Here is a 20,958-nt window from a genome sequence, read left to right as displayed (position 1 = left end):
GGACTGTCGCTTTCCCGCCGAGAGATGGGATGGCGGGCGGATACGGCCGCATCGACGGCGCCCGACCTGTTGCCTCCAGACCGGATGGACCTGTTCGCTTGTGGTGACGGGGCAAATGGAAGGGGCGTCAACAAGAAATCTTCCGCCGATCCGTTGAAATGCAACCAGACCCATCGGCCAACTGGCGGAAGAGGTGGGATTCGAACCCACGGAACCTCTCGGTTCGCTGGTTTTCAAGACCAGTGCAATCGACCACTCTGCCACTCTTCCGTCGTCGGTCTTCCGGGCCGCCGGGGGCGACGGCCCGCTGCCTGCCCGACCCGGTTGACGTATCCGCTTGGGAAATGGCGGGCAAGACCCGGTGCGATGGCGGGGCCCTGGTCTGGGCACCGCGGATCGAGGCGACCGGCGCGGGAAAGCTTTCGTGATCGCCGAAATACGCCCAACGGTGGCGGCGCCCTTTCCATGCAGCGCTATTCTGGTTAAACTCCCGCGCAACCCGGATCGGAAGACCAAGACCGGGGATCGGGCGAAAAAGCCGGGCAAGGATCCGGCGGAACGGGTCGGCGTGAACCGACCGGGGGGCAACTGGATGGCAACGTTTCGTGCAGGGCAGTTCTTGATCGTAGTGGTGGCAGCTGCGCTCTTGCAGGGCTGCGAAGAGGGGCAGTCGCCGTTCGGCAAGCCCGCAATCGATGAAGACGGCGCCGCCGTCGCGCCGGGGCCGGCCGGCCCTGTCGTGGAGCGCGATGTCGAGGCGCCGGAGATATTCCAGACCACCGACGAGGGTCTCTGGGACGGCCGGCCGTCGCTGGGCGGAGTCTGGGTCGCCTATGCCGATGTGAAGGACCCAGAGCGGGTGATCATCCGCAACGAGGAAAACGGCAAGTTCGTCATCGGCGCGCTGTTCCGGCGCGAGCGCGAGAATCCGGGGCCGAAGATCCAGGTCTCCTCCGATGCCGCCTCGGCCCTGGGGATGCTGGCCGGTGCCCCGGCGAAACTGAACGTGACCGCGCTGAAGCGCGAAGAGATCGCACCGCCCGAACCGGAGCCCGCCGCCGAGGCGCCCGCGAGCGAAACCATCGCCGCCGCCGAGGAAATCGAGTCGAAGCCGCTCGACCCGGTGGTTGCCGGGGCCGCCGCGGCGCTGGACGCGGCCGAGGGTGCCGGCGAAGCGGCCACCGAGCAGGCGGCCAAACCGCTGACCAAGGCCCAGCAGCGCCGCGCCGACCGGATCGCCAGGCGCGAGGCTGCCGCCGCTGCCAAGAAGGCCGCGGCCGAGGCCAAGGCCGCCGCGGATGCCGGCCTTCCGCCCCCCGAGACGGCGCTGAAGCCCGCCGAGGACATCGCTGCCGTTGCCCCGGCCCCGAAACCGGTGGCCCGGATCAGCAAGCCCTTCATCCAGATCGGCATCTTCAGCGTCCAGACAAACGCCAACAACACCGCCACCGCCCTGCGTCGCGACGGCATGATCCCGACGATCAAGAAGAGCTCGGCCAACGGCAAAGCCTATTGGCGGGTGATCGTCGGACCGGCGACGAGCGTCGGTGAGCGCGCGGTGCTGCTGAAGAAGGTGAAGGCCCTGGGCTTCACCGATGCCTATTTCGTCAACGGCTGACCAGGAGACCGGCCGCAAGGCCGGCCGCCCCGGTCACCGACCTGACCGCCGAAGGACCGCCTGAAGGACGCCCCAGATGACCCGACTGCTGATCCGCCTTTTCCTTTTCGTGACGCTGCTGCTTCCGGCCCTGCCGGACAGCGCCCTTGCCTTCGAGACCCGGGCCCGCGCGGCCTATGTGCTCGACCTTTCGACCGGGACCGTGCTGCTCGAGAAGAATGCCGACGAGGCGCTGCCGCCGGCCTCGATGTCGAAGCTGATGACCGTCAACATGCTGTTCGAGGCGCTGCATGACGGGCGGGTGACGCTCGACACCCGGTTCGGCGTGTCGAGCCGGGCCAAGGCGATGCAGGGCTCGACCATGTTCCTCAACGAACAGGACCGGCCGACGGTCGAGGAGCTGATCCAGGGCATCGTGGTCCTGTCCGGCAACGACGCCTGCGTCGCGGTGGCCGAAGGGCTGGCCGGGACCGAGGAAGCCTTTGCCCAGCAGATGAACGAGCGGGCTCCGAAGATCGGGCTGACCAACTCGCATTTCGTCAATGCCAGCGGCTGGCCGGCGCCCGGACACAGGATGTCGATGCGCGATCTCGGCACGCTGGCGGCGCATATCATCACCGAGTTTCCCGAATACTACGGCTATTTCTCGGAGAAGGAATTCCTCTGGGACGGGCGCGCACCGGACAACCGCTTCAACCGCAACCCGCTGCTGAAGCTGGGCATCGGTGCCGACGGGCTCAAGACCGGGCATACCTCCGAGGCCGGCTATGGGCTGGTCGGCTCGGCGGTGCAGGGTGACCGGCGGATCGTCGTCGTGATCACCGGGCTGCGCAGCGAGAAGGAACGTGCCGAAGAGGCCGAAGCCCTGGTCAACTGGGCATTCCGGCAATTCGTGCAGAAGACGGTGGCGCCGAAGGGCAAGGTCCTGGCCGAGGCGGCGGTCTGGCTGGGTGACAGCCCGACGGTCGGACTGGTCCCGGCCGAGGACGTCAATTTGCTGATTCCGGCGGTGCACCGCGATGGCGTGCCGGGGGTGGTCCAGTATTCCGGCCCGATCGAGGCGCCGATCGCCGAGGGCCAGCAACTGGGCACGCTGGTCGTGGCGCTGGACGGAATGCCCGAACACCGGGTGCCGCTGGTCGCCGACCATGCTGTCGCCAAGGGCGGCATCTGGCCGCGCCTGACCACGGCGGCGAAGGTGCTCTACGGGCGCTATGTCGCCCCGGAAGAAGCCCCTGCCCCGACCCCGGCCGCCGCGGCGCCCGCCGACTCCGGCGCTGCGCCGGCCGACAAGGAATGACCAAGGGCAGTTTCCTGACGTTCGAGGGCATCGACGGCTCGGGCAAATCGACCCAGGCCCGGCGTCTGGCCGAGCGCCTGCGTGCCGGCGGGCGCGAGGTGGTGCTGACCCGGGAACCGGGGGGCTCTCCCGGCGCCGAGGAGATCCGCCGCCTGCTGGTCGAGGGCAGCGCCGACCGCTGGTCGCCCGAGACCGAGATCCTGCTGTTCACCGCCGCCCGGCGCGACCACCTGGAAAAGACCATCCTGCCGGCGCTGGAGCGCGGCGCGGTGGTGATCAGCGACCGCTTCGCCGATTCCACCCGCATCTATCAGGGCGCCACCCGTGGCGAATTGCGCACCGTCGTCGATCAGCTGCACGCCCTGATGATCGGCCGCGAACCCGACCTGACCCTGATCCTCGACATGGACCCGGCACTGGCCCTGTCGCGCGGGCTGGCCCGCGAGTCGGGCGAGGACCGGTTCGAATCGATGGGGCAGGACTTTCAGGACCAGCTCCGGACCGGTTTCATCCAGCTTGCCCGCCGCTTCCCGCTCCGCTGCCGGATGATCGACGGCAATCGCGACCCCGACATCGTGGCAGATGAAATCATGGCTGTTGTCGAGCGCGCCTTGCGGTAAGCACGAAGTCATGGCCGATCCGAGCGAGCTTCCCGAACCCGACGCCGTCGAAGGCGTGCCGCATCCGCGCCATGCGCAGCGGGTCTTCGGCCATGAGGAGGCCGAGGCCGCCTTTCTCGATGCGTTCAATTCCGGACGGCTGCACCATGCCTGGCTGATCTCGGGGCCACGCGGGATCGGCAAGGCGACCCTGGCCTGGCGGATGGCGGCCTTCCTGCTGGCGCAGCCGACCGAGCCCGCACCGGGCCTGTTCGGAGAGCCCGAGCCGCTGACCAGCCTCGACATCGACCCGGACAGCCCGTTGCGGCACCGGATCGCGGCGCTGTCGGAAAGCCGGCTGATGCTGCTGCGGCGCGGCCCGAACGACAAGGGCGACCAGCTGGAAACCCAGATCACCGCGAAGCCGGTACGGGCGCTGAAGGAGTTCTTTCACCTCTCCTCCACCGATGGCGGGCGGCGTGTGGTGATCGTCGATCCGGCCGACGAGATGAACCCGACCGCAGCCAATGCGCTGCTGAAGGAACTGGAAGAACCGCCCAAGGCCACCACCTTCCTGATCGTCTGCCACCAGCCGCACCAGCTGCTGCCGACGATCCGCTCGCGCTGCCGCAGCCTGCGCCTGGGGCCGCTGGCGCCCGAGGCGCTGACCGCCGCGCTGGATCAGGCCGGCGCGGTGCCGCCCGAGGACTCGGCCACGCTGGCCTCGCTGGCAGCCGGATCGGCGGGCGCGGCGGTGCGGCTGGTGAACCTCGGGGGGCTCGACCTCTGGGCCTCGCTGCTGGAACTGATGAAGGGGGCGCCGGGCATCGACCGGCCGGCCGCGATCAAGTTCTGCGAAGGTTTCGCCGGCCGCGCCAAGGAACCCCAGTTCGACCTCGTGCTGACCTTGATCGACCTGTTCCTGTCCCGTCTTGCCCGCGCCGGGGTCGATCCCGACCAGGCCCGGGCGGCGACCGAGGCCGAGGCCGCCCTGCTGGCCCGGCTTGCCCCCGATCCCCGGGCCGGGCGCGGCTGGGCCGCCCTGCAACAAGAACTGTCGGCCCGGGCCCGGCACGGCAAGGCGGTCAACCTTGACCCCGGCAGCCTGATCCTTGATACCCTCCTCAGGATCGACGAGGCTGCCTCGACACTGGCCCTGCGCTGACCCGCCCGAACTGTTCAGACAGTGCCAGACAAGACCCTTGAAGGCGACCCGACCCCTATGACGACCCCGCCCGCGATCACCGACAGCCACTGCCATCTGGACTTCCCCGACTTCGACGGCGAACTGCCCGAGGTCATCGCCCGCGCCGAAGCCGCCGGAGTCCGGCGGATGGTGACGATCTGCACGCGACTGGACCATGAGCCCAGGGTCCGCGCCATCGCCGAGGCCCATCCGCGCGTCTTCTACGCCGCCGGGGTTCACCCGATGAGCGTCCATGAACAGCCGCTGGCCCGGCTGGAGGAACTGGTGGCGCTGGCGGCGCATCCGAAATTCGTCGGCATCGGAGAGACCGGGCTCGACTATCACTATTCCGCCGACAGTGCCGGGATTCAGCAGCAAAGCCTGCGCATCCATATCGCGGCGGCGCGGGAGACCGGCCTGCCGCTTATCATCCATGCCCGTGCAGCGGATGACGACATGGCGCGGATATTGACCGAGGAGCACGGGAAAGGCGCCTATTCCTGCGTCATGCATTGCTTCTCCTCCGGGCCGGATCTGGCGCGGGCGGCGCTGGAGCTTGGCTTCTACCTCTCGATCTCGGGCATCGCAGCCTTCCCGAAATCGGAAGAGCTTCGGGCGATCTTCAAAGCGGCGCCGCTGGACCGGCTGCTGGTCGAGACCGACAGCCCCTATCTTGCGCCACCGCCGCACCGGGGACGCCGCAACGAACCGGCCTATACCGCCCTCACCGCGCAGCGGATGGCCGAGGCGCTGGACCTCCCCTACCCCGAGTTCGCCGCCCGGACCGAGGCCAATTTCGAACGTCTGTTCCGGAAGGCCGCCTGATGGCCCGGCTGCGCGTCACCCTGCTGGGCACCGGCTCTTCCGGCGGCGTGCCGCGCCTGGGCGGTCATTGGGGCGCCTGCGACCCGGCGAACCCGAAGAACCGCCGCCGCCGCTGCTCGGCCCTGGTCGAGCGGATCGAGGGCACAGCGGTGACAAGGGCGCTGATCGACACCTCTCCCGACATGCGCGACCAGCTGCTGGACGCCGGCGTCGGAACCCTGGACGGGGTGGTCTACACCCATTCCCATGCCGATCACACGCATGGCATCGATGACATCCGGATGCTGGTCTACAACACCCGCAAACGGATGCCGGTCTGGGCCGATGGCGATACCGAGGAAAGCCTGCTGTCGCGCTTTGCCTATGCCTTCGTGCAGCCGGAAGGGTCGAGCTATCCGCCGATCTGCGAGCTGAACGCCATCAACGGCCCATTCGAGGTGCCCGGCCCCGCCGGTCCGATCCCGTTCCGGCCGTTCCGGGTCGGCCACGGCGCGATCGACGCCCTCGGCTTCCGGATCGGTGGTCTGGCCTATCTGCCGGATGTCGCGACCATGACCGAGGAGGCCTGGGAAGCGGTGTCGGGGCTGGATGTCTGGGTGCTCGACGCGCTGCGCCGCGACCCGCATCCGACCCATTCGCATCTGGCCCAGTCGCTGGACTGGATCGCCCGCGCCGGACCGAAACGGGGAGTGGTGACCAACATGCATATCGATCTCGACTATGCGACACTCTGCAAGGAACTGCCCCCCGGCGTCGAACCGGCCTTTGACGGCATGGTGATCGAGCTGGACCTCTAGCCGTGGAAGCCCTGATCGGAGTCATCCTGCCGGTGTTCCTGGTCCTGGGCTTCGGCTATCTCGCCCGCTGGATGGACTGGTTCAAGGACGAATGGGTCGAAGGGCTGATGCGCTTCACGCAAGGTTTCGCCCTGCCCTGCCTGCTCTTCCGGGCGATCTCGGAACTGGACCTTGGCCAGAACTTCGATCTGCCGCTGCTGCTGAGCTTCTACACCGGCGCGGTCTCGGGCTTTCTGGCCGGGATCGTCGGCGCCAGGCTGATCTTTCACCGCCCCTGGGAGGACAGCGTCGCCATCGGCTTCTGCGGCCTGTTCTCGAACTCGCTGTTGCTGGGCCTGCCGATCACCGAACGCGCCTATGGCACCGAGGCCCTGACCGCCAATTACGCGATCGTCGCCCTGCATGCGCCCTTCTGCTACGCCCTCGGCGTCACCGTGATGGAGGCGGTCAAGAACCGCGGCGGCTCGATCGGCGTGACGCTTCTCAACGTCCTGAAAGGCATGCTGGGCAATGCGCTGGTGATCGGCATCCTGCTGGGCTTCGCGGTCAACCTGACCGGCCTGCCGGTGCCGCAGGCGCTGAAGGAAGCGCTGGACATGATGGTTCGTGCCGCCCTGCCGGCGGCGTTGTTCGGGCTGGGCGGCGTGCTCTGCCGCTACCGGCCCGAGGGCGACCTGCGCACCATCCTCTATGTCTGCGGGCTGAGCCTGATCCTGCACCCGGCGGTGACCTACGGTCTGGGCTGGACGCTGGGCCTCTCGACCGGGCAGATGCGTTCGGCCGTGCTCACCGCCTCGATGGCGCCGGGGGTGAATGCCTATGTCTTCGCCAACATGTATGGCGCTGCAAGGCGGGTCGCCGCCTCGTCGGTGCTGATCGCCACCGCGCTGTCGGTTCTGACGGTCTGGGGCTGGCTGGCCCTGCTGCCCTGACCGGCCCGCCGGGGCCGGCCCGGTGACCAGCCGGCGCCCCGCCCCGTTTCAGTCGCGGTAGATCGCGACTTTCGGCTGGTCGCCTTCGCGCACCCAGCCGCGGTACATGCCTTCGGAGTTGAAGGGCAGCGCGAGGTTGCCCCTGGCATCGACGGCGATCACGCCGCCCGAACCGTCATTGTCCTTGAGATCCTTCATCACGACGTGCTCGGCCGCCTCGACCACCGTTTCGCCGAGATGGCGCATCCGCGCAGCGATTTCGGCCCCGGCGGTCCAGCGGATGAATATCTCGCCATGGCCGGTTCCCGAAACAGCGCAGGTCGCGTTGTCGGCGAAATTGCCCGCTCCGGGCATCGGCGTGTCGCCCACGCGGCCCGGCAGCTTGCCGGTCCAGCCGCCGGTCGATGTCGCCGCCGCGACATTGCCCATGCGATCGCAGGCCACCGCCCCCACGGTACCGTGACGCCGGGCGGGATCGTCGTCATCCTCGCCCTTCTCGCGCATCGCCAGCGTGTCCTGAAGCGCATCCCAACGTGCCTGCGTGAAGAAGTAGTCGGCATCAGGAAACTCCAGCCCCGCCGCGCGGCCCAGTTCGAGCACATGCTCGCCGATCATGCAGACATGCGGTGTGGTCTCCATCACCAGACGCGCCAGCTTCACCGGATTTTTGGGGCCGAAAATCCCGGCCACGGTGCCGGTGTCGCGGTTGCGGCCATCCATGATGGCGGCATCCATCTCCTGCTTGCCCGCAGTGGTAAAGACTGCCCCCCGCCCCGCGTTGAAGAGCGGCTCGTCCTCGAGCGCGCAAACCGAGGCCGTCACCGCGTCCAGAGCCGAGCCGCCGGCCTGCAACACCGTTTCACCAGCGGCGACGGCGTGGCGCAGAGCCTCCTCGTAGGCGGCCTCCTTCTCGGGCGTCATGGTGGATTTCAGGATGGTGCCGGCGCCGCCGTGGATGGCCAGTGCATAGGGTTGCTTCGTCATGATCTCAGCCTTTCAATCCCGCCTGCTCGGCGCAGTAGCGGGCAATTTCCGCGTGGGTGGCGATCCAGCAATCGCCCTTGGACACGATGTGATCCAGCAGTTCTTCGAGAATGAAGATCCGCGACCGGTAGCCGGTGATATGCGGGTGCATGGTCAGCAGGAACAGCCCACCCTCGGCATGGGCGCCGTCGAATTCGCGGCGGAAGATGTCCAGCACCGCTTCGGGTGGGGTATAGGGTCGCTGGGCGCCAAAGCGGTTCATCATGAAATAGGGCGCGTCGTCCCTGATCCATTCCACCGGTAGTTCGACGATGCCGGTCGCTTCCCCCTTGTCGAGGATCTCGTAAGGGTCGTCATCGGCAAAGAGCGAGCTGTCGTAGAGCAACCCCATCTCGCGGGCGATGCCCAGCGTTGCGGTCGAGTAATCCCAGGACGGGGTGCGCATTCCCACCGGGCGACGGCCGGTGATCCGTTCCAGCGCGTCGGCCGAGCGCAGCATCAACTCGCGCTCCGCCGCGGCGGGCACCTCGGTATTGCGCTCGTGAATCCAGCCATGCAGAGCAATCTCGTGCCCCTCGGCGGCCAGTTCGGCCTGTTCCTCGGGGTGCAGCAGCGCCGACACGGCGGGCACGAAGAAGCTGGCCTTCGCGCCATGCCGGTCCAGCGCCGCACGGATGCGCGGGATGCCGCGGCGGGTGCCGTATTCGCCCCAGCTCAACCGCGCGACCGAGGTGGCGCCATCGCGCAACTCGTTGGTTTCGTGATCGCTGTCGAAGCTCAACGCCACGGCGCATCTTGCCCCGTCCGGCCATGCGGCAGGCTTCAGGGATCGCCCGGCGCGCACGGCTTCGACCTTGCCGCGCCAGGTCGCTTCGTCCCATTCCCACGATTCGTTGCTCATGCATATCCTCCGTCTATCGGCTGCACCTCTGCGCCGATCCGCCCTGCCCGCGGCGGGGCAGGCAAACGGACCGCCGAGGCGATGTTCTCGGGCGTGCCCGGCCGACGCACGTGGATGCCGCCCGGGCCTGTTTGTGGTGTTTCGGGCCCAGGGGCCCCCGGTCGTCTTGTCGTCGAGACGTTCGGGACAGCGAAAGCCGGCGTCACCGAGTTCACCCGGGGCGTCCGCGGCGCGGCCCCGGCGCCCCGGTTCAGCGTGGTCACTCCCAGTCTCCCTCGAGCAGGGCGCGCGTTTCTTCGACGGCGACGGACCAAAGCCTCTCCATCTCGGCGTCGGGCTTTTGGTAGACCCCGCCGTAGTTGCCGTCTCCGATCAGCTCACGCACCCCGGCGGCGTTGCGGTCACGCAGCTTCTCGAAAGGCACATAGGGCTTCTGTTCCTGCGGCATCTCGCACCCGGGCAGGCGCGTCCAGGGAAAGTTCTCCATCCAGCTGGCATGGCTGGCCACCGGGTCGATCTCTTGAACGCAGGCCCATGTCCGGGGCGCACGCCACCAGTCGTGGAAACGGCAGCGGGCGCCCTCGTTGGCCTCCATCCATTCCATCGTGACGGGCAGAACCGGGCTGTTGCCGCCATGCCCGTTCACGATCAGCACCCGGCGAAACCCGGTCTTGTAGAGCGAGTCGAGAATGTCGCGCACCAGCGCCGCATAGGTCGCGAGCTTCAGCGTGACGCTGCCCGGGAAAGCCATGAAATAGGGGGTCAGCCCATAGGGCACGGCGGGAAAGACGGGCACGCCAAGCGGCTCGGCTGCGTCGGCGGCCACCTTTTCGGACAGGATGGAATCGACCGACAGCGACAGATAGGCGTGCTGCTCGGTCGAGCCCAGCGGCAAGACACAACGATCATCCGTTTCGAGGTAGCGTTCCACCTCGAACCAGTTGGATTGCGAAACCTTCATCAGGCAGAGTCCTTCTCCTTCAACTCCGCACGGATCGCCTCGATGGCAGGCAAGAGGTCGCGGCGGATGGATTGCTTGCCCGGCGTGTGCCGGTATTCAAAGGCGACCTGGTCATCGCTCAGCCCTGCAAGCAGGTATTCTGCGCCGGTGGCATAGATCAGCACGTCGGCCTCGGCGATGGCGGCCTCGACCCCCTCCTCGCCGCGCACCACCATGGACAGATCCGACACATGCGGCGCAAAGCGCATGATGCCGGCCTTCATGATGGCCAGGAACTCGGGAAAGTAGGTGTAGCCCACAACCCGCGCCTCGGTCGGGATCGAGGCCATCGCCACGCGCGTCGCCTCGTTCGGGATCAGCGTGAGGTCCACCACGGAAACGCCCGGGAACAACGCCTGCGCCCGGCTGCGCAGGGTGCGCGGCGCCAGAACGACATCAACATCCTCGGGCGGTGAATCGCTGATCTCCGACAGGGTCACGGCGCGCAGAGTGTCCCCCTCGGGCAGCGAGGGGCGGACCGCCTCGGCATAGGCTTCGGTCGCGTCGTGAAAATTCCCCACCAGCAGCAGACGCATGGGCGTCGGGGCTTCGCTGCGCGTCATCGTGATCCGCATGGCCAGTTCGGACAGACCGATGCCGCATTCGCGGGCCAGCCGGATCAGGTCGGCGATGCGGCGATCCAGAAGACGTTGCTGCGCCGCCCCGAATTTCGCCGGATCGCTGCTGCGGACAAAAGTGCCCGACCCGACATGTGCCTCGATATGCCCCGCCTCCTGCAGCGCGGCATAGACGCCACTGACCGTGACCGGAGACAGACCGCAGCGCGAAGCCATCGCGCGGACCGAGGGCAGGCGCGCATTCGCGGGCAATTCGCCACTGGCGATGCCGAACTCGATCCCGCCGCGCAACTGGGTGGACACCGAGACAGAGCTGCTTCGGTCGATTGCCCGCGCAATTCGATCCAGAGCCTGCTCCATCTCAGCCTGTGTATCACTCATTTTGTAACACTTACCGAAAAGAATCTTTCTGCCAAGAGGAAATTCTTGCACAACCCGCAGGCAAACCCGCAAGAATCCTGCGCAAACCCGGCCAAAGTGTAACAGAACACTCTTGACGCTTTCCAAAACTGACCCGTAGTGTTTCACCATAGTGTAACACAGGGAGACACTCTGAATGATCTCAAACAAACTCCGTTCGGCCGTGGCAGCACTTGCTCTGCTGGCCGCACTGCCGGCGGCTGCCGCCGACCTGACCATCGGCCTGCGTGCCGGCCCCGATTCCATCGACCCGCACTGGTCGACCCTGGGCAGCCAGGCCGAGGCGCTGCGCCACATCTACGACACCCTCGTCGATGTGGACGACAAGCTGCAACTCAAGCCCGGGCTCGCCGTGTCTTGGGAGCCGATCGACGACACCACCTGGGAATTCAAGCTGCGCAAAGGCGTGAAATTCCACGACGGCACCGACTTCACCGCCGAGGACGTGAAATTCTCGATCGAGCGCATCCCGGTCGTGACCGGCCCCATGCCCATGACGCTCTACACCAAATACGTGGACAGCGTCGAAGTGGTCGATGACTACACTCTCCGTGTGAAGACCAAGGGCATCGCCCCCGCGCTTCCCAACGACTTCACCCGCCTCTTCGTCGTGCCTTCCGAAACCGGCATGGAAGCCGGCAACGAAGAGTTCAACTCGGGTGAAAAGGCCATCGGCACCGGCCCGTACAAGTTCGTCAGCTGGGAGCCCAAGGGCGACCTCGTGCTCGAGAAGTTCGACGACTGGTGGGGCGGCGACGTCGCCTGGGACAGGGTCATCCGCAAGGAAATTCCCGACGACGCGGCCCGCGTGGCGGCCCTGCGCTCGGGCGAGGTGGACCTGATCAACTACGTTCCCGCCTCGGATTACCTGGCGATGAAGAACGACAGCGATCTCGAAACCTTCGTGTCCGATTCGATCTATATCCTGAACGTGCAGCCGAACGTCGCGGACGAGCTGCCGCAGAAGGTCAAGGTCGATGGGAAGGAGATCGACGAGAACCCGCTTCAGGACGTGCGGGTGCGCAAGGCGCTTGACCTCGCGATCAACCGTGACGTGCTGGTCAACGTGGTTCTGGAAGGGCTCGGAACGCCGGCCAACCAGTTGATGCCCGAAGGATTCTTTGGCTACTCCGACAAGATCGGCCCGAAGGAATACGACGTCGAGAAAGGCAAGGAACTGCTGGCCGAGGCCGGCTATCCCGACGGGTTCGAGATTGATTTCACCTGCACCAACAACCGCGTGCCCGGCGACGCCGTGGTCTGCGAGGCACTGGCGCAGATGTGGTCCCGCCTCGGCCTGAAAGTGAACGCGCAGGCGCTCAACGGCACCGTGTTCTTCCCGGCCGCCGCGCGCCGCGAATACAGCATGTCCATGTCTGCATGGGGCACGCTGACGGGTGAGGCCGCCTATACCTATGGTGCGCTGGTCCACACCGAGGATCCCGAGAGGGGCCTTGGCAACTTCAACCGCACCTCCTACTCGAACCCCGAGTTCGACAAGGTGTTCGACGAGGGGACGCGGACCCTGGATGCCGAAAAGCGCAAGGCGCTCTACGAAGAGGCCTCCTATATCGCCATGGAAGACCGGGCGCTGATTCCGACGGTCATCCTGCAGACGGTCTGGGCGGCCAAGGACGGCGAGCTGAGCTTTGCCCCCCGCGTCGACCAGGAAACCCGGGCCTACGAGATCACCCCTGCCGAGTGATCCTGAACTGACCCCTGGGGCAGGACGGTCCAAAAGGCACCGACCCGCCCATTTCAGCGCGGCATCGCTCTCTTCGCGGTGTCGCGCCTCTTTTCCGAGAGGACCGGAATGTTCGGATATCTGATTCAGAGACTTGCACAGGCGGTGGTGGTGGTCTTTGCCATGTCGATCATCGTCTTCGTCGGCGTCTACGCCATCGGCAATCCGATCGACGTGCTGATCGACCCCGGTGCAACCCAGGAAATCCGCGCCAAGCTGATCGCCCAATACGGGCTCGATCAACCGCTGTGGCGCCAGTACCTGACCTTCCTCGGCAATGTCGCAAGGGGCGATATGGGCACCTCGATGGTCTACAACATCCCGGTCGTCGACCTCGTCTTCTCGCGCCTGCCCGCCACGCTGGAACTGGTCTTTGTCTCGGTGCTGATCGCCGTCGGCATAGGCATTCCCGCCGGTCTCTATGCCGGCTACCGCCCGGACAGCTACGCCGCCAAGGCCATCATGGCGCTTTCGGTGCTCGGTTTCTCGGTCCCGACCTTCTGGATCGGTATGCTTCTGATCATGACCTTTGCCGTGAACCTCGGCATCCTGCCTTCGGGCGGACGCGGGGACGTGGGCTCGGTGCTGGGCATTCACACCTCGCTGGCCACTCTGGATGGCTGGAGCCACGTGATCATGCCTGCCATCAACCTGTCGCTCTTCAAGATGGGGCTGATGATCCGCCTCACCCGTGCGGGCATGGTCGAGGCCATGCGCACCGACTATGTCAAATTCGCCCGTGCGCAGGGGCTGACCGACCGGCAAATCGTATTCTCGCATGTGCTGCGCAACATCTCCATTCCCATCGTGACGGTCTTCGGGCTTGAACTGGGCTCCACGCTGGCCTTTGCCGTGGTGACCGAAAGCGTCTTCACATGGCCCGGCGTGGGCAAGCTCATCATCGACTCGATTCTGCAGCTCGACCGGCCGGTGATGGTGACCTACCTGGTGCTGGTGGTGATCCTCTTCGTGCTGATCAACCTGACCGTGGATCTCGTCTACGCGCGGCTCGATCCGCGCGTGCGGCTGAAAGGAGGGGCATGATGGGCATGAACCACGATACGCTCGGCCCGGACAGCAACACCTCGGTCACCCCCTCGGCCGCGCCGCTGCAAACCCGGGCATCGCGGCTGCGGGACTTCTGGAACGATTTCCGGCAGTCGCCCGCGGCCGTCATCTCGTTGATCATCATCATCGCGCTGGCCATCGTCTCCTTCGGCGCGCCCTGGGTGTCACCGCAGGATCCCTACGACATGGCCTCGCTGGACTGGCTCGACGCCTTCCTGCGCCCCGGCACGGTAGGCTCGGGCGGCTACACGCACTGGCTGGGAACCGACAATGCCGGGCGCGACATGCTGTCGGCCATCTTCTACGGGCTCCGCACCTCTTTCATGATCGGCCTCAGCGCCTGTGCGCTGGCGCTGTTTGCGGGGATCTGCGTCGGGCTCACGGCGGCGTATTTCGGTGGCCGGATCGAGAGCCTGCTGATGCGGGTCGTCGACCTGCAGCTGTCCATGCCGGCAATTCTCCTGGCTCTGGTGCTGGTGGCGATGCTGGGACAGGGCGTGGGGCAGATCATCCTGGCGCTGGTGGTGGCCCAATATGCCTATTTCGCACGCACCACACATGGCGCGGCCACCGTCGAGCGCGGCAAGGACTATATCGAGGCCGCCCGCTCCACCCCCCTGCCCGCCCGCCGGGTGCTGCTGCGCCATCTGCTTCCCAATGTGCTGCCGCCACTGATCGTGGTGGCCACGGTGCAGGTGGCCTCGGCCATCGCGCTGGAGGCGACGCTGTCCTTTCTCGGGGTCGGCCTGCCGCTGACCGAACCCTCGTTGGGATCGCTGATCTCCAACGGCTTCAAGTACATCCACACCGACCGCACATGGCTGTCGATCTACCCCGGAGTATTCCTGATGATCACCGTCGTTGCCATCAATCTCGTGGGCGATCAGGTCCGCCACGTGCTCGACCCGAGGAACCAGCGATGAGCGCCGCCCTGGAGGTGCGGAACCTGACCACCCGCTTCGACACCCGCAGGGGGCCGGTCACGGCAGTCAACGGCGTCAGCTTCAGTGTCCAGCCCGGCCGCATCATGGGGCTGGTCGGGGAAAGCGGATCGGGCAAGAGCGTCACGGGCTTCTCCATCCTCGGACTGATCGACGCCCCGGGCAGGATCACCGACGGCGAGGTGCTGGTGGACGGCACCGACCTGCGCAGCCTTTCGCCCGACGCCCTGCGCCGGATGCGCGGCAAGCATGTGGCGATGGTGTTTCAGGACCCGATGATGACGCTGAACCCGGTGCTGCGGGTGGGCGACCAGATGGCAATGGCGGTGCGGGTGCATGACCGCGTCTCCAAGGCCGCCGCGTGGGACCGCGCCCGGAAGGCGCTCGAAACGGTGGGCATCCCCTCGCCGGCCGAACGCCTCAAGGCCTATCCGCACCAGCTTTCCGGCGGGATGCGCCAGCGCGTCGCCATTGCCACGGCGCTGCTGCACGGCCCTTCGGTGATCATCGCGGACGAGCCGACCACCGCGCTCGACGTGTCGATCCAGGGTCAGATCCTTGCCGAGGTGCGCCGCCTTGCCGACGAGACCGGCACCGCCATCGTCTGGGTGACCCATGACCTTGCCGTGGTGTCGTCGCTCGCCGACGACATCAGCGTCATGTATGCCGGCCGCATCGTCGAGAGCGGCACCACCGAAGAGGTGCTTTCCGCGCCCCGGCACCCCTATACGCACGGCCTGATCGACAGCGTGCCCACGCGGCACGCCCCCGGCCGGGAACTGCCGCAGATCCCCGGCTCGACGCCGCAGCTCATCAACCTGCCGGAAGGCTGTGCCTTTCGGCCCCGCTGCCCCCGCGCCACCGCCGCCTGCGCCGTGCAGCCGTCGAAGTCCGGCGAGACGCATTTCGCGCTCTGCCACCACCCGCTTACGGAGGCCGACAGATGAGCCTGCTTCGCATCACCGGCGTGTCGAAACGCTTTACCTCCCCGCCCGGCCTGATTACCCGCCTGGCGGACCGGATCACCGGGCAGGACAGTTCCGCCACCGTCCATGCCGTTTCCGACATCGACCTGACCGTGGACAAGGGCGAGGTGCTGGGCCTGGTGGGGGAATCGGGCTGTGGCAAGTCCACCCTCGGGCGGCTCGTCTCGGGCATCTACGCCCCCTCCGACGGGGTGATCGAACTGCATGGCAAGCCCGTCGCCATCCAGCGCGGCAGCACCGTGTTCAAGACCACGACCCGCGTGCAGATGATCCATCAGGACCCTTTCGCCAGCCTCAACCCGCGGATGCGCGTGGGCGAGACCATCGCCGAGGGGCCGCGGCAGCATGGGCTCTGGACCGCTGCGGAGGCGCCCCGGAAGACCCGCGACCTGATCGAACAGGTGGGGCTGGAAGGCGCCTATGCCAGCCGGCTGCCGCACCAGTTCTCGGGCGGGCAGCGCCAGCGCATCGCCATTGCCCGCGCATTGGCGATGGAACCCGACCTGCTGGTGCTGGACGAGGCGGTGGCCTCTCTCGACGTGTCGATCCAGGCCCAGGTGCTGAACCTGTTCATGGACCTGCGCAAGCGTCTGGACCTGACCGCCATCTTCATCAGCCATGACCTCGGCGTGGTCCGCCATGTCTGCGACCGGGTCGCGATCATGTATCTCGGCCGCGTGGTCGAGATGGGCACCGCCGAAGCGCTCTACTCCGCGCCGCAACACCCCTATACGCAGGCGCTCCTGGCTTCGGTTCCCACGCTGGGCACCGGGCGCGGGGCCTTCCACCCGATCGCCGGAGAAATCCCCTCGCCGCTGAATCCCCCGTCAGGCTGTGCCTTTCACCCGCGCTGCCCCCATGCCGGCCCGCGGTGCCGCACCGAGACGCCGGCGCTTGGCGACACCGCCTCGGGGCAGGCCGCCTGCCATCTGCATCACGGCGGCACCGGACGCGAGTCAGCGGCCTGAAGCACGCCGCCAACCGGATCGGAAGGATCGACGGCCTGCACGGCAGAAATTGAACGGGCGTCAGTTTGCGGACGCTTCGTTGGGGATGGACAGGGACGTCGCCCAGGCCGGCAAGCCGGGGTCGTGGCAGCGGCGCCAAGCCCGCTGTCCGGGATCCGGCTTCGACGGGAGTCCGGCGTCCGATCGGCACAGGGGCCGCCTGCATCGCCGGGAAGGAGCGAAACGAAGGAAGAGGGGTGATTCAGCGGCGGCCAAGTCGGGAGAACAGCGCCGGACTCCGACCGGAGACGGCCGATTCATCCAACGGTATCAATGCCAGGTGGTGCACCTAAAGGGAGAAACCTCGAACTCTCTTTTTACAGAGCTTTCAAGCTGGGAGAGGCAACTTCGCCTCCTATGAAACCCTTCTGACTGAAGGATAGCGCCGAGTTCTGCAGCAGTTTGAGTTTGGTTTCAGCCGCTCAGGGAAGCAGTGACACAAATACAGCCTTAACCAAGTCGTAGGCCGCGCTGACGCCCACGCCAGTCGCGACGACCGTGGCGATGCTGCGATGAATGAACGCTCCCAACCGGCTGCGTTTGTAGTACTCCATCGGCGGGAACAGCCAACGAGCATACTGGAAAAGGAACCGGGCGAACAGCAGTGACAACAGCAAACCGTAGATGCCGAGGATAACATTGAGGAAGATTGTCTGCTGCTCGAGCCAAAGGGTGATTGGCGAAGCATACTTGTAGAACAGCCAAATCACCGCAGGCAGGAAGGCGAGGTAAACGATGTAGTCATAGGCACCCGACCCGTGGATGATTGGGCGTGCTGCCTTCCGTTTCTTAAAGAAGCCGTCGATCTTCTGCGCAGTCGAGATTACCCAATCCTCATCCCGTCCGGCGACGTTGATGATGCTACGGTTCTCAGTCGGATTGGATGGCAGTGTTTGCAGGTCGATCTTCAAGGATGGCTTCTCGAACCCGAGGAGCACTTCGACAGTATTCAAAGGCCGTAAATTGATCGCGCGCTCGGCATAAGCCGCGTTCGATGCGAAGAGCGACTGCAAGTCGTCCGGAAACGCCCTTTCATCCGTCTTAGGAATGCCAAGACCCTGCATAGCGTCGCCGTTACCTGCGACATAGTTGTACTCGATACAGACCAGATCATTCACACGGGCAGTTGCCTGTTCCGGGCTCTTGAAAGTGGTAAGGTCGAGCCTACTATACTCGATCTCCTTTGCCTTTTCGTTCACCTCGACAAGCAATTCGCAGAACTCTTTCAGGTCATCCGCCGAGAGGACGAGATTGCTTGGTTTGAGAACGCGCCGATACAAGGGCACACGGATCGGCTGATCCGCGGGTAAGCCGACTGGTTGCTGCACCTGCTCCTCAACGACATCGGGCAGGTTCTGTTCGGTATCCTCCATCAGTCCGCCGCCTCATCGAAGTAACCCTCATCAATCTGCTTGATGTGCAGTACGTCCTTGTCGCGGCACCCGACATTGTACTTGATCATCAGCTTGGCTAGTTGCGGGCCGTCGATGAGTACAATCCGCGACCCCAAATCCTTGGCCGTCTGTTGCGCCGCGCCTGTGAAGCCCGATGTGGTCACGAAGATGCCTTTTGTCGCCTTCTTGATGCTCAAGGCTCCATAGAAGTCACGAATGTCACCTGGCCCGACGCTGTTCGCTGAACCGTAGCGCTTCGCCTGAAGGTAGATTTGGTCAACACCTAGCGGGTCTTGGTCAATGACACCATCTACGCCGCTGTCGCCCGATTGTCCGAGTGCGCGGCCTGCATCTTCAGACGTGCCGCCGTATCCCATCGCGATAAGTAGGTCCACAATCAGATTCTCGAAGAACATTGGCGACGCTGACCGCACATAGTCGAGTAAATTGGCCGCGAGCGCCGCTTCCAACCTCCTGTGCGCTGCCTGCAAATTTTCGTCGGGTGTATTGGTGGGAATTTCAGCTTCCCCCTGAACGGTCGCTTCTTCATCGTTGTCCTTCCCGCGTGATTTGAACTCCTGAAATTCGTCGAACTGTTCGAGGTATCTCGAGTTGAGCGAAATCGTTGGATCATCAGCCACAGCACGTCCGCGATCAGTTAATTCATACCAACCGCGCTTGATGTTTCGTGCCAGTCCCGCTTGTTTCATGTATGATCGTGCCCAATGAACACGATTGGCAATTGTGGTCTGCTTGCCGCTTAGCAACATTTTCTGGCGCTCTTCTTCGCTCAATTCAAGGCGATCAGAAATTTCCTCAACCACGTCGGAAATTTTTCGTGGCTGGCTTCGAGCGCACTCTAATAAGGGGCGCATAAGCGACTGGTAGTCTGGAATCATGCAGGCTCACCTCAAGATGCTTTTGAATAACCATAGTGCTACCAACGCACCGCATAAACCCTGCAAGCGCAGAACGGTCCCTAGGAGGCAGCCTAGCTCATAACCCACCAGCGGTCAGCCGTCAGGCTGGCCGCTATTATTGCCCTGTGGGCAGATCGGCAGGCCGCTGGTTTCTTGGTAGCTTCTGCCAAAGCGCCTGTGCTACGATACTGCGCATGGGTAACAGGCTTACAAATTTACAGCGTTTTTATGGGCTTATGGCCGAACTCGATGGGCGTGTCAGTGGGAAGCGCTATCTTCGAGATTGCCAGGGGCGGATGGATTGGCCGATGCGCGGGGTCTACTTCTTCTTTGAAGACGGAGAGCTACGAAGCCAATCCGGCAGCGGACCGCGCGTGGTGCGTGTCGGCACGCATGCGTTGAAAGCAGGTTCCCGCACGACCCTCTGGAAACGATTGTCACAACACAAGGGCGTGGCGCGATCCGGTGGCGGAAATCATCGCGGGTCGATTTTCAGGTTGAATGTCGGCACGGCGCTTCTCGACCGCGATGGGCTGGAATGTGAGAGTTGGGATAATCGGCAATCAAACGCTCCGTGCGAGGTTCGCCTTGCAGAGCAACCTATTGAACAGATGGTTAGCGGCGTGATCGGCGCGATGCCATTCCTATGGGTAGAGGTCAGCGACGACGCGGGCGCAGAAAGCGAGCGCGGTATCATCGAACGCGGCTCTATCGCACTTCTCAGCAATTGGGAGAAAGTGCCTATCGATCCTCCGTCAGAGTCATGGCTCGGAAACCAAAGCAACCGCGAGCGTGTTCGCGCCTCCGGTCTCTGGAATTCGAACCATGTCGATGAGGCTTATGATCCAAACTTTCTTGATGTTCTTGAAAGACGTGTCGAACAAATGGGATGGCGCGGATGATCGTTGTCATACAGTGTGCTGGCTCCAAGAGAGCAGATGCAGGACGCCTCAGCGCACCGGATGGCAGGCCCGTTCGCTTCGTGGCACATCCAGAACTCGCGCCGGATGACGGCGAATTCTACGCAAGGCCGGATGATGCGTGCGGCGGCGGATCGACTTGGCGTGATCTGCTGTTGGCGATCAACCAAAGCGGCACGGCATCCCCGCCGAACCTCTTGGCGGCAGCCACCCTTTATCGGCCTGCCGTCTATCAAGGGCTGCTGGAACATGTAGGACGCCAAAAACTGTACATCCTCTCCGCTGGATGGGGGCTTGTCCGCTCTGACTTCCAGTTGCCCGACTATGATATCACCTTCTCGGGGCAGGCAGAGCGGTACAAGCGGCGGCGGAAAGCGGATCTCTACGAAGATTTTCACATGCTGCCACAGGGATCGGATGAACCCATTTTGTTCTTTGGCAGTAAGGACTACCTGCCGTTATTCCGCCAGTTGAGCGCAGATCATCGCGGACAACGGATCGTCCTTTTCAGATTGGCGGAGCCGCCAGATTGCCCTGAGTGCACCGTAGTCAAGTACGATACGCCGCGCAGGACGAATTGGCACTACGAAGCGGCGGAACGCTATATGGCGGGCAATCTTCAACTTCCCGTCCGAGAGGACGCTGAGCGGCTGGCCTGATGGCCAGCCGAGATTTTTTCCTGTTTGGCGCCGCCTTACGCGGCGACTCCTTCTTCCTGCTCTTCCTCGATCAGCGGTTGCAAGCCGCCTAACAGCGGACTTGCGCAACCGAGTTGCCTCCACCCCTGAAGCGCTCAGAACGTCAGTCTCGCTAGCTGATTCGTGTCATGCTTTCTGAC

General features: G+C 64.9%; 20 protein-coding genes, 1 tRNA gene and 1 pseudogene. 15 read left to right on the top strand and 7 right to left on the bottom strand.

The features are described 5' to 3' along the window. Positions 1–182: 182 nt before the first annotated feature. Positions 183–270: transfer RNA gene (locus NUW50_RS02165), tRNA-Ser, on the bottom strand. Between the two features lie 361 nt (positions 271–631). Here NUW50_RS02165 and NUW50_RS02160 point away from each other — a divergent pair. The 7 genes from NUW50_RS02160 (at position 632) to NUW50_RS02130 (ending at position 7,257) form a co-directional block, all read left to right on the top strand. Then, positions 632–1,618 carry an SPOR domain-containing protein gene (locus NUW50_RS02160; protein ID WP_443135069.1) on the top strand — a complete coding sequence of 329 codons (987 nt, stop codon included), beginning with the start codon at positions 632–634 and terminating at the stop codon, positions 1,616–1,618. 76 nt (positions 1,619–1,694) lie between these two features. Continuing rightward, positions 1,695–2,918, top strand: coding sequence for a D-alanyl-D-alanine carboxypeptidase family protein (locus NUW50_RS02155; RefSeq protein WP_258287413.1), 1,224 nt, complete (start codon positions 1,695–1,697; stop codon positions 2,916–2,918). Further along, positions 2,915–3,538 (top strand): dTMP kinase, encoded by a 624-nt coding sequence (gene tmk, locus NUW50_RS02150; protein ID WP_258287412.1) that lies wholly within the window; start codon positions 2,915–2,917, stop codon positions 3,536–3,538. Before NUW50_RS02155 ends, tmk begins: the two co-directional genes overlap by 4 nt. A gap of 10 nt (positions 3,539–3,548) precedes the next feature. Next, a complete protein-coding gene (locus NUW50_RS02145) occupies positions 3,549–4,682 on the top strand; it encodes a DNA polymerase III subunit delta' (protein WP_258287410.1) in 1,134 nt (377 codons plus the stop codon). A 57-nt stretch (positions 4,683–4,739) separates the two neighbouring features. Beyond that, entirely contained in the window at positions 4,740–5,528 is a 789-nt protein-coding gene (locus NUW50_RS02140; protein WP_258287409.1) for a TatD family hydrolase, read from the top strand. Then, positions 5,528–6,325, top strand: a complete 798-nt coding sequence (locus tag NUW50_RS02135; protein WP_258287408.1) for an MBL fold metallo-hydrolase — start codon at positions 5,528–5,530, stop codon at positions 6,323–6,325. The genes NUW50_RS02140 and NUW50_RS02135 overlap by 1 nt, the downstream gene beginning before the upstream one ends. 2 nt (positions 6,326–6,327) lie before the next feature. Continuing rightward, entirely contained in the window at positions 6,328–7,257 is a 930-nt protein-coding gene (locus NUW50_RS02130; RefSeq protein WP_258287407.1) for an AEC family transporter, read from the top strand. Positions 7,258–7,305: 48 nt separating this feature from the next. On the opposite strand, the gene NUW50_RS02125 is transcribed toward NUW50_RS02130, so the two are convergent. The 4 genes from NUW50_RS02125 to NUW50_RS02110 all read right to left on the bottom strand — a co-directional run bounded on the left by NUW50_RS02125 (position 7,306) and on the right by NUW50_RS02110 (position 11,101). After that, positions 7,306–8,241, bottom strand: a complete 936-nt coding sequence (locus NUW50_RS02125) for an isoaspartyl peptidase/L-asparaginase family protein (protein WP_258287406.1) — start codon at positions 8,239–8,241, stop codon at positions 7,306–7,308. A gap of 4 nt (positions 8,242–8,245) precedes the next feature. Continuing rightward, a complete protein-coding gene (locus NUW50_RS02120) occupies positions 8,246–9,142 on the bottom strand; it encodes a polysaccharide deacetylase family protein (protein WP_258287405.1) in 897 nt (298 codons plus the stop codon). 259 nt (positions 9,143–9,401) lie between these two features. Beyond that, positions 9,402–10,103, bottom strand: coding sequence for a creatininase family protein (locus tag NUW50_RS02115; protein WP_258287404.1), 702 nt, complete (start codon positions 10,101–10,103; stop codon positions 9,402–9,404). Then, positions 10,103–11,101 (bottom strand): GntR family transcriptional regulator, encoded by a 999-nt coding sequence (locus NUW50_RS02110; protein ID WP_258287403.1) that lies wholly within the window; start codon positions 11,099–11,101, stop codon positions 10,103–10,105. Before NUW50_RS02110 ends, NUW50_RS02115 begins: the two co-directional genes overlap by 1 nt. A gap of 175 nt (positions 11,102–11,276) precedes the next feature. Here NUW50_RS02110 and NUW50_RS02105 point away from each other — a divergent pair, with 175 nt between their 5' ends. The 6 genes and pseudogenes from NUW50_RS02105 to NUW50_RS02085 all read left to right on the top strand — a co-directional run bounded on the left by NUW50_RS02105 (position 11,277) and on the right by NUW50_RS02085 (position 16,847). Next, the gene (locus NUW50_RS02105) at positions 11,277–12,845 is read left to right on the top strand and encodes an ABC transporter substrate-binding protein (RefSeq protein WP_258287402.1); all 1,569 of its coding nucleotides are present in this window, start codon (positions 11,277–11,279) and stop codon (positions 12,843–12,845) included. A 108-nt stretch (positions 12,846–12,953) separates the two neighbouring features. After that, positions 12,954–13,928 (top strand): ABC transporter permease, encoded by a 975-nt coding sequence (locus NUW50_RS02100; RefSeq protein ID WP_258287401.1) that lies wholly within the window; start codon positions 12,954–12,956, stop codon positions 13,926–13,928. Next, the gene (locus tag NUW50_RS02095) at positions 13,928–14,875 is read left to right on the top strand and encodes an ABC transporter permease (protein ID WP_258287400.1); all 948 of its coding nucleotides are present in this window, start codon (positions 13,928–13,930) and stop codon (positions 14,873–14,875) included. The genes NUW50_RS02100 and NUW50_RS02095 overlap by 1 nt, the downstream gene beginning before the upstream one ends. Beyond that, positions 14,770–15,408: pseudogene (locus NUW50_RS21500) on the top strand (ABC transporter ATP-binding protein); the annotation flags it as partial. The gene NUW50_RS02095 and the pseudogene NUW50_RS21500, both read left to right, overlap by 106 nt. 144 nt (positions 15,409–15,552) lie before the next feature. Beyond that, positions 15,553–15,840, top strand: coding sequence for an oligopeptide/dipeptide ABC transporter ATP-binding protein (locus NUW50_RS21495; RefSeq protein WP_443135086.1), 288 nt, complete (start codon positions 15,553–15,555; stop codon positions 15,838–15,840). After that, positions 15,837–16,847 (top strand): ABC transporter ATP-binding protein, encoded by a 1,011-nt coding sequence (locus tag NUW50_RS02085; protein ID WP_258287398.1) that lies wholly within the window; start codon positions 15,837–15,839, stop codon positions 16,845–16,847. The genes NUW50_RS21495 and NUW50_RS02085 overlap by 4 nt, the downstream gene beginning before the upstream one ends. A 461-nt stretch (positions 16,848–17,308) precedes the next feature. On the opposite strand, the gene NUW50_RS02080 is transcribed toward NUW50_RS02085, so the two are convergent. Next, complete coding sequence (locus tag NUW50_RS02080; RefSeq protein WP_258287397.1) at positions 17,309–18,259, bottom strand: hypothetical protein; 951 nt, start codon at positions 18,257–18,259, stop codon at positions 17,309–17,311. Further along, the gene (locus tag NUW50_RS02075; protein ID WP_258287396.1) at positions 18,259–19,179 is read right to left on the bottom strand and encodes a restriction endonuclease; all 921 of its coding nucleotides are present in this window, start codon (positions 19,177–19,179) and stop codon (positions 18,259–18,261) included. Before NUW50_RS02075 ends, NUW50_RS02080 begins: the two co-directional genes overlap by 1 nt. Positions 19,180–19,394: 215 nt before the next feature. Here NUW50_RS02075 and NUW50_RS02070 point away from each other — a divergent pair, with 215 nt between their 5' ends. Both NUW50_RS02070 and NUW50_RS02065 read left to right on the top strand, forming a co-directional pair. Then, the gene (locus NUW50_RS02070) at positions 19,395–20,102 is read left to right on the top strand and encodes a hypothetical protein (protein WP_258287395.1); all 708 of its coding nucleotides are present in this window, start codon (positions 19,395–19,397) and stop codon (positions 20,100–20,102) included. Beyond that, positions 20,099–20,779, top strand: coding sequence for a hypothetical protein (locus NUW50_RS02065; protein WP_258287394.1), 681 nt, complete (start codon positions 20,099–20,101; stop codon positions 20,777–20,779). The genes NUW50_RS02070 and NUW50_RS02065 overlap by 4 nt, the downstream gene beginning before the upstream one ends. Positions 20,780–20,958: the final 179 nt, after the last annotated feature.

It is taken from the genome of Frigidibacter sp. ROC022 (assembly GCF_024723735.1).
Lineage (GTDB): Bacteria > Pseudomonadota > Alphaproteobacteria > Rhodobacterales > Rhodobacteraceae > SLM-1.
This window is presented reverse-complemented; position numbering and strand designations above follow the sequence as displayed.